The 13,399-nt window shown below is 75.4% G+C and carries 15 protein-coding genes and 1 tRNA gene; 12 read left to right on the forward strand and 4 right to left on the reverse strand.

Annotated elements, in window-relative coordinates:
- Window position 1 precedes the first annotated feature (1 nt).
- The 10 genes from ABEA04_RS07310 to ABEA04_RS07355 all read left to right on the forward strand — a co-directional run bounded on the left by ABEA04_RS07310 (window position 2) and on the right by ABEA04_RS07355 (window position 9,264).
- Complete coding sequence (locus ABEA04_RS07310) at window positions 2-1,384, forward strand: UTP--glucose-1-phosphate uridylyltransferase (protein ID WP_345456309.1); 1,383 nt, start codon at window positions 2-4, stop codon at window positions 1,382-1,384.
- The gene (gene glp / locus ABEA04_RS07315; RefSeq protein ID WP_345456312.1) at window positions 1,384-2,709 is read left to right on the forward strand and encodes a molybdotransferase-like divisome protein Glp; all 1,326 of its coding nucleotides are present in this window, start codon (window positions 1,384-1,386) and stop codon (window positions 2,707-2,709) included. The genes ABEA04_RS07310 and glp overlap by 1 nt, the downstream gene beginning before the upstream one ends.
- Window positions 2,706-3,197, forward strand: a complete 492-nt coding sequence (gene moaC, locus ABEA04_RS07320; RefSeq protein ID WP_345456315.1) for a cyclic pyranopterin monophosphate synthase MoaC — start codon at window positions 2,706-2,708, stop codon at window positions 3,195-3,197. Before glp ends, moaC begins: the two co-directional genes overlap by 4 nt.
- A complete protein-coding gene (locus ABEA04_RS07325) occupies window positions 3,194-3,691 on the forward strand; it encodes a MogA/MoaB family molybdenum cofactor biosynthesis protein (protein ID WP_345456318.1) in 498 nt (165 codons plus the stop codon). Before moaC ends, ABEA04_RS07325 begins: the two co-directional genes overlap by 4 nt.
- Before the next feature lie 80 nt (window positions 3,692-3,771).
- Window positions 3,772-4,335, forward strand: coding sequence for a GNAT family N-acetyltransferase (locus tag ABEA04_RS07330; protein WP_345456321.1), 564 nt, complete (start codon window positions 3,772-3,774; stop codon window positions 4,333-4,335).
- A gap of 69 nt (window positions 4,336-4,404) precedes the next feature.
- Complete coding sequence (gene sepX, locus ABEA04_RS07335) at window positions 4,405-5,316, forward strand: divisome protein SepX/GlpR (protein WP_345456323.1); 912 nt, start codon at window positions 4,405-4,407, stop codon at window positions 5,314-5,316.
- Window positions 5,317-5,476: 160 nt separating this feature from the next.
- A tRNA-Ala gene (locus ABEA04_RS07340) sits at window positions 5,477-5,552 on the forward strand.
- A gap of 190 nt (window positions 5,553-5,742) precedes the next feature.
- Window positions 5,743-6,492: an SDR family NAD(P)-dependent oxidoreductase gene (locus ABEA04_RS07345; protein ID WP_345456326.1), complete on the forward strand. Its 750-nt coding sequence runs from the start codon at window positions 5,743-5,745 to the stop codon at window positions 6,490-6,492.
- Between the two features lie 48 nt (window positions 6,493-6,540).
- Window positions 6,541-7,440 (forward strand): DUF2971 domain-containing protein, encoded by a 900-nt coding sequence (locus tag ABEA04_RS07350; protein ID WP_345456329.1) that lies wholly within the window; start codon window positions 6,541-6,543, stop codon window positions 7,438-7,440.
- Between the two features lie 75 nt (window positions 7,441-7,515).
- Window positions 7,516-9,264, forward strand: a complete 1,749-nt coding sequence (locus tag ABEA04_RS07355; protein ID WP_345456332.1) for a CapA family protein — start codon at window positions 7,516-7,518, stop codon at window positions 9,262-9,264.
- A gap of 13 nt (window positions 9,265-9,277) precedes the next feature.
- On the opposite strand, the gene ABEA04_RS07360 is transcribed toward ABEA04_RS07355, so the two are convergent.
- The 4 genes from ABEA04_RS07360 to ABEA04_RS07375 all read right to left on the reverse strand — a co-directional run bounded on the left by ABEA04_RS07360 (window position 9,278) and on the right by ABEA04_RS07375 (window position 11,715).
- Window positions 9,278-10,063: a hypothetical protein gene (locus ABEA04_RS07360; RefSeq protein ID WP_345456334.1), complete on the reverse strand. Its 786-nt coding sequence runs from the start codon at window positions 10,061-10,063 to the stop codon at window positions 9,278-9,280.
- Window positions 10,064-10,227: 164 nt separating this feature from the next.
- Window positions 10,228-10,803 carry a hypothetical protein gene (locus ABEA04_RS07365; RefSeq protein WP_345456337.1) on the reverse strand — a complete coding sequence of 192 codons (576 nt, stop codon included), beginning with the start codon at window positions 10,801-10,803 and terminating at the stop codon, window positions 10,228-10,230.
- A gap of 100 nt (window positions 10,804-10,903) precedes the next feature.
- The gene (locus ABEA04_RS07370; RefSeq protein ID WP_345456339.1) at window positions 10,904-11,128 is read right to left on the reverse strand and encodes a helix-turn-helix domain-containing protein; all 225 of its coding nucleotides are present in this window, start codon (window positions 11,126-11,128) and stop codon (window positions 10,904-10,906) included.
- Window positions 11,128-11,715, reverse strand: coding sequence for a DUF2975 domain-containing protein (locus tag ABEA04_RS07375; protein ID WP_345456342.1), 588 nt, complete (start codon window positions 11,713-11,715; stop codon window positions 11,128-11,130). The genes ABEA04_RS07370 and ABEA04_RS07375 overlap by 1 nt, the downstream gene beginning before the upstream one ends.
- A 119-nt stretch (window positions 11,716-11,834) precedes the next feature.
- Between ABEA04_RS07375 and ABEA04_RS07380 the strand changes: the two genes are divergently transcribed.
- Both ABEA04_RS07380 and ABEA04_RS07385 read left to right on the forward strand, forming a co-directional pair.
- On the forward strand, window positions 11,835-12,506 hold the full coding sequence (locus ABEA04_RS07380) for a ThuA domain-containing protein (protein ID WP_345456344.1): 672 nt from the start codon (window positions 11,835-11,837) through the stop codon (window positions 12,504-12,506).
- On the forward strand, window positions 12,491-13,375 hold the full coding sequence (locus ABEA04_RS07385; protein WP_345456347.1) for a nucleoside hydrolase: 885 nt from the start codon (window positions 12,491-12,493) through the stop codon (window positions 13,373-13,375). Before ABEA04_RS07380 ends, ABEA04_RS07385 begins: the two co-directional genes overlap by 16 nt.
- Window positions 13,376-13,399 lie beyond the last annotated feature (24 nt).

The raw sequence follows: 13,399 nt of genomic DNA on the forward strand, positions 1-13,399 counted from the left end.
CATGGGTAGTCCCGCACTCCACAGGGCGCGCGAGAAGATGGCCGAGGCCGGCGTCGACGACGTCGCCATCGACACCTTCTCCCACTACTTCCGGCTCCTCGAGCACGGCGAGACCGGGCTGATGCCCGAGTCGTCGATCGAGCCGGTCGACATGCCCCGCCTCGACGACGTCGAGGTCGACGACGAGGTGGCGGCCGAGGCCGTGCGCCACACCGCCGTCGTCAAGCTCAACGGCGGCCTCGGCACCTCGATGGGCATGGAGCGCGCCAAGTCGCTGCTCTGCGTGCGCCGCGGGCTGTCGTTCCTCGACGTCATCGCCCGCCAGGTGCTGCACCTGCGCCGGCAGTACGACGCGCCGCTGCCCCTGATGTTCATGAACAGCTTCCGCACCTCGGCCGACACGATGGCCGCCGTCGCCCGCTACGACGACCTGGCGGTCGAGGGGCTGCCGCTGGAGTTCCTGCAGAACAAGGAGCCCAAGCTGCTGGCCGCCGACCTCAGCCCGATCACCTGGCCCACCGACCCCGACCTCGAGTGGTGCCCGCCGGGCCACGGCGACATCTACACCGCGATGCGCGGCACCGGCCTGCTCGACCTGCTGCTCGAGCAGGGCTACCGCCACGTCTTCGTCTCCAACTCCGACAACCTCGGCGCGGTGCCCGACGCGCGGGTCGCGGGCTGGTTCGCCGCCGGCGGCGCGCCGTTCGCCATCGAGGCCGTGCGGCGCACGCCGTCCGACCGCAAGGGCGGGCACTTCGCGCGCCGGCGCACCGACGGCCGGCTGGTGCTGCGCGAGACCGCGCAGACCCCGGACGCCGACAAGGCGGCCCTGGCCGACCTCGACCGGCACCGCTACTGCTCCACCAACAACCTCTGGTTCGACGTCGCGGCCATGAAGGAGGCGCTCGACGTGCGCAACGGCATCCTCGGGCTGCCGCTGATCCGCAACGTCAAGACCGTCGACCCGGGCGACCCGAGCACCCCCGAGGTGATCCAGGTCGAGACGGCGATGGGCGCCGCGATCGAGGTCTTCGAGGGCTCGCAGCTCATCGAGGTCGGCCGCGACCGGTTCGTGCCGGTGAAGACCACCAACGACCTGCTGGTGCTCCGCTCCGACGTCTACGACCTCGGCGGCGACTTCGTGCTCGACCAGACCTCCGCCGAGCTGCCGTTCGTCGACCTCGACACCGACGTCTACAAGCTGGTCGGCGAGTTCGACAAGCGGTTCCCGCAGGGCGCCCCGTCGCTCACCGAGGCCAGCTCGCTCACCGTGCACGGCGACGTCACCTTCGGTCGCGACGTCAAGGTGGTCGGCGAGGTCGAGCTCGACGGTCGCACGGCCGACCGGGTCGAGTCCGGCACGGTGCTGCAGACGGGCGGCTGATGGGCCACGCCGACGGCCCCGGGGCCGGGCTGCGCACGGTCGACGAGCACCTCGTCGCCGTCCTCGCCGAGCTGTCGCCGCTGCCGCCGCTGCGGCAGCCGCTGCTCGACGCCCTCGACCTCGCCAGCGCCGAGGACGTCGTCGCGCCGCTCGCGCTGCCGCGCTTCGACAACTCCGCCATGGACGGCTACGCCGTGCAGACCCGCGACGTCGTCAGCGCCGCCGACGACACCCCGGTGAAGCTGCCGGTGATCGGCGAGATCGGCGCCGGGCAGGCCTCCGGCGCGGTGCGCGAGCTGCCCGCCGGCACCGCGGCCAAGATCATGACCGGCGCGCCGCTGCCGCCGGGCGCCGACGCCGTCGTCCCCTACGAGTGGACCGACCGCGGGGCCCGCGAGGTGTGGATCGCCCGGGCGCCCGAGCACGGCGCGCACGTGCGCTACGCCGGCGAGGACGTCGGCGAGGGCGACCTGCTCGTCGAGGCCGGCACCGCGCTGGGCCCGCGCCAGCTGGGGCTGCTGGCCTCGGTGGGCCGGGCCTCGGTGCTGGTGCGGCCGCGGCCGCGGGTGGTCATCGTCTCCACCGGCTCCGAGCTGCGCGCCCCGGGCACGCCGCTCGAGGCGGGCCGCGACGACGACGCGATCTACGACGGCAACTCCTACCTGCTGGCCGCCGCGGCGCGGCGCGCGGGCGCCGTCCCCTACCGCGTCGGGCTGGTGCCCGACCGGCCCGAGGCGTTCCTCACCGCGCTCGAGGACCAGCTCGGCCGCGCCGAGATGGTGGTGACCTCCGGCGGCATCTCGATGGGCGACTACGACGTGGTCAAGGAGGCGCTCGCCCCGGGCGGCGACGTGTGGTTCGGCGGGCTCGCGATGCAGCCGGGCAAGCCGCAGGGCTTCGGGCTGCTGCCGGTCGGCCGGCTGCCCGCCGACGCCGACACCCCGGACGCCGACACCCGCCGCCGGGTGCCGTTCTTCGCGCTGCCCGGCAACCCCGTGTCGTCCTACATCTCCTTCGAGATGTTCGTGCGGCCCGCGCTGCGCCGGCTGATGGGGCTGTCGCCCGAGTCGCGCCCGGTCGTGCGCGCCCGGCTGACCCACGGCGTCCGCTCGCCGCACGGACGCCGCCAGTTCCTGCGCGGCGTCGTCTCGCGCGGCCGCGACGGCACCACCGTCACCGAGGTCGAGCCGGTGGGCGGCTCGGGCTCGCACCTGGTCGGCGACCTCGCGGCGTCCGACGCGCTGATCGTCGTCCCGGAGGACGTCACCGAGCTCGAGGCGGGCGCGCAGGTCACCATCGTGCTGCTCGACGGTGACGGCCGGTGAGCGACGAGGGCGCGCACCAGCCGCGGCTGACCCACCTCGACGAGCGCGGCGCCGCCCACATGGTCGACGTCTCGGCCAAGGACGTCACCGCCCGGACGGCGACCGCCACCGGCCGCGTGCTGGTCTCCGACGCCGTCGTCGCGCTGCTCAACGGGGAGGGCGTGCCCAAGGGCGACGCGCTCGCCGTGGCCCGGCTCGCCGGGATCATGGGCGCCAAGCAGACGCCGTCGCTGGTGCCGCTGTGCCACCCGCTCGCGCTGTCGTCGGTCGCCGTCGACCTCGTGGTGGCCGACGGGGCGGTCGAGATCACCGCCACCGTGCGCACCACCGACCGCACCGGCGTCGAGATGGAGGCGCTCACCGCCGTCTCGGTCGCGGCGCTGACCGTCGTCGACATGGTCAAGGCCGTCGACAAGGGCGCCGTCATCACCGACGTGCGGGTCGAGGCGAAGTCGGGCGGCCGCTCGGGCGAGTGGCGGCGGTCGTGACGTCGTCCACCGGCCCGCGCGGCCTGACGGGCGCCGTGGTGGTGGCCTCGAACCGCGCCGCCGCCGGCGTCTACGCCGACGAGACCGGACCGCTGATCGTCGAGGCGCTGCGCGGCCTCGGCTTCGAGACCGCCGAGCCGGACGTCGTCCCCGACGGCGACCCGGTGGGTGCGGCGATCCGCGCCGCGGTCGAGGCCGGCGCCCGGGTGGTGCTGACCACCGGCGGCACGGGCCTCACGCCCACCGACCGCACGCCGGAGCAGACCCGCGCGCTGCTCGACCGCGAGGTGCCCGGCATCGCCGAGGCGATCCGGGCGGCCGGGGCGGCCGCGGGGGTGCCCACCGCCGTCCTCTCGCGCGGCCTGGCCGGCGTCGTCGGCGACTGCCTGGTGGTCAACCTGCCCGGCTCGCGCGGCGGCGTGAAGGACGGGCTGGCGGTGCTGCGGCCGATCCTGGTGCACGCCGTCGAGCAGGTCGTCGGGAGCGACCACTGAGCGGCGGCCTGGGCGCGCCCGGCGCACCGAGCGGACGCCGCTCGTGGCCGGTCACGCTGCGCTCGGGCACCGACCCGGAGGTGACGATCCGGCCGCTGCGCCGCAGTGACGCGCGGGCGTGGCGCTCGGCCCGGCAGCAGAACGCGGCCTGGCTGATCCCGTGGGACGCCACCGCGCCGCCGGGCACCTCGGCGCGGCCGGTCTCGTTCACGACCCTGGTGCGGCGCCTGCGACGCAGCGCCCGCCGCGGCACCACGATGCCGTTCGCGGTCGAGGTCGAGGGCCGCTTCGCGGGGCAGGTGACGGTCAACAACATCGTGCGCGGCTCGGCGCTGTTCGCCTCGGTGGGCTACTGGATCGACCGGCGGTTCGCCGGCCGTGGCGTCATGCCGCGCGCCGTCGCGATGACCATCGACCACTGCCTCACCACCGCCGGCCTGCACCGCGTCGAGATCGCGATCCGGCCCGAGAACTCCAACTCGCTGCGGGTCGTGGAGAAGCTCGAGATCGCCGAGGTCGGCTTCGCGCCGCGCTACCTGCACATCGACGGCGCGTGGCGCGACCACCGCATCTTCGCCGTGACGAGCGAGGAGGCGCCGTACGGGTTGCTGCGCCGGCTCGACGTCGCCGAGCCACACGAGTAACACCAGCAATACGCGACACACCTATGGACATCCGCGGGGCCCTGCGGTAGCGCTCCTAACCTCGGTCGCGTGGACCTCAGCGCGTTGATCTTCGTGGCCCTGGCGCTGGCCTGGGCCTGCTACCTGATCCCCAAGGCGCTGCGACACCACGACGACAGCGACGCCTCACGCGCCGTCGACGGCTTCTCCGACCGGATGCGGGTGCTCGCGCGCCGCGAGCCGGTCGACTCCCGCACCGCCCGGCTCGTCGTGCAGCCCGGCCGGCTGCGCCGCACCGCGCCCGCCGTCGACACCGACCCCGAGCCCGTCCCCACGGACCCTGAGCTCGTCGAAGGGCCCCCCACGGACCCTGAGCTCGTCGAAGGGCCCGTTCGCGCCGCCACGCTCCGCGCCACCCGCCGTCGCCGCCGTGTGCTGGCCGTCATCCTGCTCGGCCTCGTGACCGTCGGCGTCCTCGCCGGGCTGGGCCGCGTGGCCTGGCCGTGGCTCGCCGTCCCCGGCGGCGTGCTGGTCGCCTGGCTGGTCGTGTGCCGACTGACGGTGCGCCGCGAGCGCGCCGTCCGGCCCGCCCGCCGCGCGCCGCGGCCGGTCGCCGAGCCCGAGGTGGAGGAGGCGGTCGAGGCCGACGAGGCCGCGCTGGGCACAGACGACGGCCCGCTCACCGAGGAGGTGGCGGTGGTGGAGGCCGAGCTGGTCGAGACGCCGTCAGCCCCCGCCGAGCCCGAGCCCGCGCCGGAGCCCGTCCGCGGCGGCTGGGACCCCGTGCCCGTCACCCTGCCGACCTACGTCGCCAAGGAGCCCGCCGCCCGCCGCTCGGTGCGCACCATCGACCTCGACGCCACCGGCGTCTGGACCTCGGGCCGCACCGCCGCCGACTCCGCCCTCGCCCGCGAGGCCGACGAGCAGGCCCGCACCGCCCGCGACGCCGGCGCCACCGCCGAGGCCCGCCGCGAGGCCGAGCGCCGCGCCTCCGGCGGCTGACCCCGGCGGCCGATCCCGGACGTCGGGTCGTGTGCCCGACGCCGGTCCATGCGCCGGGCTCAGGCACACGACCCCGCCTCCGGCGTGCCGGCCGGCAACCCGATTCGGACGCACCGGACGCCGGTGCTACCGTTTCGACCCGCGTCGTCCGCGACGCTCCGGGGCTGTGGCGCAGTTGGTAGCGCGTCTCGTTCGCAATGAGAAGGTCAGGGGTTCGAATCCCCTCAGCTCCACCAGTTGCCCGCAGCCTTTGGCTGCGGGCTTCGTCGTTGGTAGCGCACTCTGCCCGTCGGCAATGAGAAGGTCAGGGGTTCGAATCCCCTCAGCTCCACCGACACACACCGACACCGGGCCTGACCTGCGGCGACGCAGATCGGCCCGGTTCGTCACGTCCGCGTCCGCTCGCCCGGTGGCTAGCGTGACGGCATGGACCTCGGACTCACCGGCCGCACCGCGCTCGTCACCGGCGGCAGCCGTGGCATCGGCCTGGCGGTCGCGCGGGCGCTGACCACCGAGGGCGCGCGGGTCGCGCTGCTCGGACGCGACGTCGACGCCCTGACCGCGGCGGCCGAGAGTGTCGGCGAGGGCACGGTGACGGTGGTCGCCGACACCACCGACGACGGCGCCGTCCGGGCCGCGGTCGACGACGCCGCCACGCGCCTGGGCCGGCTCGACGTCGTCGTCAACTGCGCTGCGCCGCGCGCCACGCCGGGCGGCCCGAGCGGGCTGGCCGGGCTCGACGACGCCTCGTTCCTGCAGAACGTCGACACCAAGGTGCTCGGCTACGCCCGCGTCGTCCGGGCGGCCGTGCCGCACCTGCGGGCCGCCGGCGGCGGGGCGGTGGTCAACGTGAGCGGCATGAACGCCCGCTCGACCGGCTACCTCGCGGGGTCGGTGCGCAACATCGGCGTGGTCGCGCTCAGCAAGAACCTCGCCGACGAGCTCGGGCCCGACGGCATCTCCGTCGTCTGCGTGCACCCCGGCCTCACCGTCACCGAGCGCACCGAGGGCGACGCCGCCTACGCCGAGAAGGCGTCCGCGAACGCCCTCGGCCGGCCGGTCACCGCCGACGAGGTCGCGACCGCCGTCGCCTTCCTGGCCAGCCCGCGCGCGGTCATCGCCACCGGTGCGGTCGTCACGCTCGACGGCGGCCGGGTCGGCCCGATCTTCACCTGAGACCTGAGACCGGGCGACCGGGCCGGGGCCCGCGCCTAGGCTGGCCGGGTGGACGACCTGGTGTGGCACTACACCAACGGTCCCGGGCTGATCTCGATCGTCAGCAGCCACACGCTGTGGGCCACGTCCGCGCAGTTCCTCAACGACGCGGGCGAGGTGGCGCTGGCCGTCGAGCTGCTCGAGGGCGAGCTGAGGGCGCGCGCGGCGGAGGGCGGCGAGGCGTTCTACCGCGACGCGGCGGAGCTGATCGAGCAGGGCGGTCGCGACCACAGCATCTCGCCGGCCCTGTTCTTCGTGCTCTCGGCCGCCCGCGGCGCCGACCTGCTGGCCATGTGGCGCAGCTACGGCGGACAGGGGGAGTCCTACGCGATCGGGCTCGACCCCGCGGCATCCCTCGCGGTGCTGGCCGACACCGCCGAGACCGGCGAGGTCGCGGTGCGGCACCGCCCCTGGGCGCCGGTGCGCTACACCGCCGACGAGCAGGCGGCCCTGGTCGACGCCGTCTTCGACGACCTGCCGGAGGAGGTCACCCGGGTGGTCGGCCTGGCCCGGGCGGGCGCGACCCGCGAGGAGGTGCTCGCGGACGCCGCCGGGCTGCTCGACGACATCGAGCAGGCGCTGCTGCTGATCAAGCACCCGGGCTTCACCGACGAGCGCGAGACGCGGCACAGCAGCGTGCTCTACCGCAGCGAGCGCGACACCCCGCTCCCGCCGGGTCTGGTCCGCTACCGCTCCACCGCCTACGGCCTGGCGCCCTACCTCACCCTCACCGGCGGCGACGGCAGGGCCCCCGTCCGCACGGACGCCGCCCCGCTGCCGATCCGCGCCGTCGCGGTCTCGCCCTCGCCGAACGGGCCCGCGGCGGAGGCCTCGCTGCGCGACCTCCTGGCCGAGCACGGCTACCGCGACGTGCCGGTGACGCGCTCGCGGATCCCGTTCCGCGCCTAGGACCGCGCCCCGATCACCCGGGCGGACACCGTTCGGGGCGAACCGGCCCTTGGTCCCGTCGCTCACGATGGACGCGTGCCCCCTTCCCTCCGGCGGACGACGGCTGCCCTCTCGGCGCTGCTGGGGGCGCTCGTCGTGGGGGCCTGCTCGGCCACCGCCTCGCCCGAGACCGCGCCACCGGACGCCGGCCGACCCGTGCCGGCCGGGCCCGCACCCGACGAGGGCACGGCGGCCGACCCGCGCACGTCGTCGCGGCCGACCGGGCCGGTGACGCTGGCGTTCGCGGGCGACGTCCACTTCGAGGGCGGGCTGGCCGGGGTGCCGCGCGAGACCGGGTCGACGCTCGGGCCGATGTCGCGGCAGCTGCGGGCCGCCGACCTGGCGGTGGTCAACCTCGAGAGCGCGCTGACCGCGCGGGGCGAGCCGGGGCGCAAGGAGCAGGAGGACCCCTCGCGGCGCTACTGGTTCCGCAGCCCGCCGGCCGCGCTCGACGTGCTGGCCCGCTCCGGCGTCGACGTCGCGTCGGTCGCCAACAACCACGGCGCCGACTACGGCCTGGCCGGCGTGCGCGACACGCTGCGGATCGCCGAGCGCGCCCCCGTCGCCGTCCTCGGGGTGGGGGCCGACGCCGCCGCCGCGTTCCGGCCGCACCGCGTCACGGTCCGGGGCGCCGCCGTCGCCGTCCACGCCGCCGACGCGTCCCTGCGCGAGTCCGCCGACCCGGTGTGGGCCGCGCGGCCCGGCTCCGGCCCCGGCCTGGCCACGGCGCGCATCCCGAACCACCGCCCCCTGCTCGACGCCGTGCGCACGTCGGCGGCCACCGACGACGTCGTCGTGGTCTACCTGCACTGGGGCGACGAGGGCGAGACCTGCCCCACCCGCGACCAGCGGACGCTCGCCCGCGACCTGGCCGACGCCGGCGCCGACGTCGTGGTCGGCACGCACGCCCACCGGGTGCAGGGCGCCGGGCTGCTCGGCGAGGCCTACGTGAGCTACGGCCTCGGCAACTTCTTCTGGTACCACGGCATCCAGTCCGAGACCGGCGTCCTGACCGTCACCGTGGACGACGGCCGCGTCGTCGCCGACGAGTGGAGCCCGGGCCGCATCCCGCCCGACGGCGGCGGCCCCGACGCCCTGCGAGGGGCCGACCGTGACGCCTCGCTCGCGCAGTGGGGGCGGCTGCGCGACTGCACCGACCTCGCGCCCGGACCGGGTGCCACCACGCCCGCTCCCGGCGCGCTGCCGCGGTTCACCTCCGAGGTGCAGCCGATCGGTCCCGCCGTCCGCGCGCGGATGACCAGCAGCCACGACCCGGCCCGCTGCCCGGTGCCGCTGTCAGACCTGCGCCACCTCGAGCTGCGCCACGTCGACTTCGACGGCCGCGCCCGCACGGGCGAGATGGTGGTGCACGCCGACGTCGCCCGCGAGGTCGTCGAGGTCTTCGCGGCTCTCTACCGCGCCCGCTTCCCGATCGCGCGGATGGAGCTCGTCGACGTCTACGGCGGCGACGACGACCGGTCGATGGCGGCCAACAACACCTCCGGCTACAACTGCCGCACCGTCGCGGGCCAGAGCACGTTCTCCGACCACGCCTACGGCAAGGCCATCGACATCAACCCGGTGCAGAACCCCTACGTCGTCGGCGACGACGTGCGCCCGCCGGCCGCCCGCCGGTTCGTCGGCGTCGACCGGACGCCGGCCGCCCAGCCGCCGCCCGGCGTCATCGTCGCCGACGACGCCGTCACCCGCGCCTTCGCGCGCGTCGGCTGGGAGTGGGGCGGCGTGTGGAGCGACCCGGACTACCAGCACTTCAGCACCGACTGAGCGACCGTCCGGGTCAGGCTGCCGCCTCGTAGGCGATCGTCAGCTCGATCGCCGTCGCCGGAACCGCCTCGCCGGCGCGTTCGGCGGCCACGTCGGTGCGCGCCACCCGCACGGTGTGCTCGACCGGCTCGCCGGGGGACGGCGTCACCTCGGCCTCGCACGCGCGGGGGCGGCACTCCACGGCGCGCAGCGCACCGACGCCGTCGGCCCAGCCGGGGCTCGTGAGCCATGCCCGGGTGTCGCCGTCCGACCACCGGTCCACCACGAGCCAAGGCACGGAGTAGCGGGCGTTGGGGCGGTCGGCGTTGACGCTCTGGTCGAACGACTCGCCGCGACGCTGCCAGTCGTCGGGCACCGGGGCCTGCGAGGCGTACGCCGGGAGGGCCTCGGTGTGCGCGTCGCTGACCCGGGCGACCGCGGCGTCCTCGCCGACGTCGCCGGCCACGAGGACCGCCGCGGACAGGCCGCCCAGCTGCACCACGAAGCGCCACAGCCCGAGCGCGAGGCCCGTCCTGGGCGAGAACGTCTTGGCGTACTCCTCGCCGAAGCCGCTGCGCTGCACCCAGGTGCCGAAGCGCACGGTGAGGGCCACCACGAGCCCCAGGGCGAGCACGAGGGCGAGCACCGGCGCGAGCCGGGTGCTGTACCCGAACAGGCCCGCGACGTCCGCCCGGTCGATCAGCCAGGCCACCAGGGCCGGCACGAGGTAGGCGACGAGCAGGACGACGGCAGCGGGACCGGCGCGGCGTCCCGTCAGGTCGGCCAGGAAGCCCCGGCGGGGGCGGTCGGGCTGAGTCACGCCTCTACCGCAGCGAGTCGAGCGGCGTCGCCACCCGGTGCTGCTCGTGCGGGTCGCGGCCGCGCAGGCGGCGGACGCGGTGCTGGGTCGGGGCCGTCATGGTCGGGTCCTCTCGACGGGTGCGGTGCGCGGCCCCATCATCACCCGTACGCAGGACGCCGGTCTCAACGCTCCGCGGCGCCGGACGCCTCGGGCTCCCCGGACTCCTCTGCCTCGCGCTCGAGGTTCTTCTTGATCCGGCCCATGCCCGGCACGTGGCCGAGCATCTCGTTGAGCTCGCGCGAGACGTCGAGCAGCTCGCGCAGGTCGGGGGCGACGCTGCGCAGCAGGTCGATCACCGGCAGGACGTCGTGCTCGACCCGGTCGGTCAGCCCGGGCAGCCGGTTGGTCAGGCGCACGGCCGCGTCGACGTCGTCCGGCCCGGTGGCGGCGGCGACCCGCTCGGCCAGCGGAAGCAGCGTGGTCAGGGTGGGGGCGAGGCGCTCGACGAGGCCGGCGACCCGCATCACCTCGGCCTGCGCGAGGTCGACGACGGTGGCGGTCTCGAGGGCGACGGTGGCGGCGTCGCGGGTCACCGCCTCGACGCGGTCGAGCGCGACGGCGGCCCGGGCGACGACCACCTCGGCGGCGTCGAGCAGCGCGAGCACGCGCGGGACGGCGTCGACCAGCGCCTGCAGCTGGTCACGGCCGCGGTCGAGCACCTGACGCACGTCGCTGGGTCCCGGGATCGGCAGGCGCATGCAGCAGTCCTACAGGCACCCGGCCCAGGCGTGAACGGCGCCGGGGGGCTCGTCATCCGGGCGGGTGAGGGCCGCTCACGCGGCCAGGGGAGCGCCGGGCTCAGCGCTCGGCGACGCCGAACAGGTCACCGGGCTGGCAGTCGAGCGCGTCGCAGAGCGCGGTGAGGGTCGAGAACCGGATGGCCTTCGCGCGCTGGTTCTTCAGCACGCTGAGGTTGACCACCGTGACGCCGATCTGCTCGGCCACCGCGGCCAGGGTCAGCGACCGTTCGGCGAGCAGTTCGTCGAGGCGGCACACCACGCGGTGGGGCTCCTCGACCGGCACTAGACGAGCCCGTCGACGTCGTGGGTGAGCTCGAGGCCGTGGCGGAAGGCCTCGGCGACGACGAGCACCAGCACGCCGGCGAGCAGCCACAGCGGTGAGAAGTCGATGGCGAGGGAGAGGCCGTCGTCGGCGACGGCGTGGTCGAGCACCGCCGAGGTGGCGACGCCGTCGAGCACCGGCACCAGGATCGAGGCCGACGCCACGACCAGTCCGACGCCGCGCAGGGCGCGCAGGCCCTGCTGGGTGAACGGCCGGCCCGCCCGGACGTCGCCCACGACGCGACGCAGCAGCAGCGCCACCGCGACGACGGCGAGGGCCAGGACGACGCCGGTCGCGAGCGTGAGCAGCCACAGGCCGGCCGGGGCGCCGTCGACCGTGACGTCGACCCCGCCGTTCCACCGCACCGTGCTGCCCGCGACAGCACCGGGCACCTCGCCCTGACGGTCGACGGCGCCGGCCCAGACGAGCGGCTCACCGCGCACCCAGTCGAGCAGCGGCAGGCCGACGAGGAGGACGGGCGCGACGACCGCGATCGCCAGCAGCAGGCCGCGGGTGAGGGTGGCGTCGCCACGGTCGAGGAGAGGCATATCGATAGTCGACAATATCGAAGAACGATATGTCAAGGGTGGTTGCGCTCCGAGCGGTGCTGGTGCGCACCAAATCGATTGGCTACCGTGCGCCCGACAGTCACGACCGAGGAGGACGCATGGACAGCACGCTCACCCGCCGGGCCCTGGTGGTCCGCGGTGGCTGGGAGGGTCACAGCCCCGTCGAGGCCACCGAGCGCTTCATCCCGTTCCTCGAGCAGCACGGCTACGGCGTCGAGGTGCACGACGGACCTGAGGTCTACGCCGACGCCGAGCGGCTCGCCGCCACCGACCTCGTCGTGCAGTGCTACACCCAGGGCGAGGCCACCGACGAGCAGGTGCTCGGCCTGTCGGCCGCGGTCGCGAACGGCACCGGCCTGGCCGGCTGGCACGGCGGCATCTGCGACTCGTGGCGGGCCTCGCCCGACTACCTCCACCTCACCGGCGGCCAGTGGGCCGCCCACCCCGGCGGCTTCGTGCAGCACACCGTCGAGGTGGTGCCCGAGCAGGCCGACCACGAGCTCGTCGCCGGCCTCAGCCCCACCTGGAGCCTCGACACCGAGCAGTACTGGGTGCTCGCCGACGGCCTCAACGAGGTGCTGGCCACCACCACCTTCCAGCCCACCGACGAGACGCCCTGGCACGAGACCGTGACCTGCCCGGCGGTCTGGACCCGCCGCTGGGGCCGGGGCCGGGTCTTCGTCTCGACCGTCGGCCACAGCCTCGACGACCTCGACCACCCCGACGTGCGCACGCTCACCGAGCGGGGACTGCTGTGGGCGAGCCGCTGAGGGTCCTCCTCGACACCGACCTCGCGATGGGAGCGCCGGGCTCCGACATCGACGACGGGTTCGCGCTGGCCCTCGCGGTGGCCGAGCCGGCGCTCCGGCTCGAGCTGGTGACGACGGTCGGCGGCAACACCGACGTCGAGAACGCCACCCGGCTCACCGGCGAGCTGCTCACCGTGCTCGACCGTGCCGACGTCCCGCTCGTGCGGGGGCTTCCGGCCGGCGCCGACGCGGCGGCCGAGATCGCGCGGCGGGCGCTGGCCGAGCCCGGCGAGCTGACCCTGGTGTGCATCGGACCGTTGAGCAACGCCGCCCGGGCGCTGGCCGAACCCGGCGTCGCCGGGGCGCTGCGCGAGGTCGTCGTCATGGGCGGGGTCTTCCTCGAGCAGACGAACGTCGCCGCCATGCCGGGCGAGTTCAACTTCTGGTGCGACCCGGCCGCGGCCCAGGCCGTGCTCGACAGCGGAGCGCGGCTGCGGTTCGTCGGCCTCGACGTCACCCGTCGGGTGCGCCTGACCCGGGCCGACGCCCGGGCGCTCGCCGGCGGCGGTGCCTTCGGCCGGCTCGCGGCCGAGCACGCGGAAGGCTGGATCGACCACCAGGAGCGGGTCAAGCCGCGCGAGGAGATCGAGCAGGGCAGCTGCGCGCTGCACGACCCGCTCGCCGTCGTCGTCGTCGCACACCCCGGTCTCGTCACCTGGCGGGAGGCGTTCGTCGCCGTCGAGACCACGAGCCGGGTCACCCGCGGCGTCGCCGTCGCCGACCTGCTGATGTGGCAGGACCCGCCGACGCCGAACTGCCGCATCGGGGTGGCCGTGGACGCCGAGGCGTTCCGCGCCCTGTTCGTCGAGCGCATGGCCTCGCTACCGTGACCGCCGTGATCCGCGCATGAGTCG

This window comes from Nocardioides marinquilinus, assembly GCF_039543705.1.
Classification (GTDB): Bacteria; Actinomycetota; Actinomycetes; order Propionibacteriales; family Nocardioidaceae; genus Nocardioides; species Nocardioides marinquilinus.

Excerpts from the sequence above, each read along its gene's own strand:
- ABEA04_RS07310 (WP_345456309.1), top strand. The coding sequence starts at position 2 with ATGGGTAGTCCCGCACTCCACAGGGCGCGCGAGAAGATGGCCGAGGCC.
- glp (WP_345456312.1), top strand. The coding sequence starts at position 1,384 with ATGGGCCACGCCGACGGCCCCGGGGCCGGGCTGCGCACGGTCGACGAG.
- ABEA04_RS07345 (WP_345456326.1), top strand. The coding sequence starts at position 5,743 with ATGGACCTCGGACTCACCGGCCGCACCGCGCTCGTCACCGGCGGCAGC.
- ABEA04_RS07365 (WP_345456337.1), bottom strand. The coding sequence starts at position 10,803 with ATGCGCCTGCCGATCCCGGGACCCAGCGACGTGCGTCAGGTGCTCGAC.
- ABEA04_RS07375 (WP_345456342.1), bottom strand. The coding sequence starts at position 11,715 with ATGCCTCTCCTCGACCGTGGCGACGCCACCCTCACCCGCGGCCTGCTG.
- ABEA04_RS07380 (WP_345456344.1), top strand. The coding sequence starts at position 11,835 with ATGGACAGCACGCTCACCCGCCGGGCCCTGGTGGTCCGCGGTGGCTGG.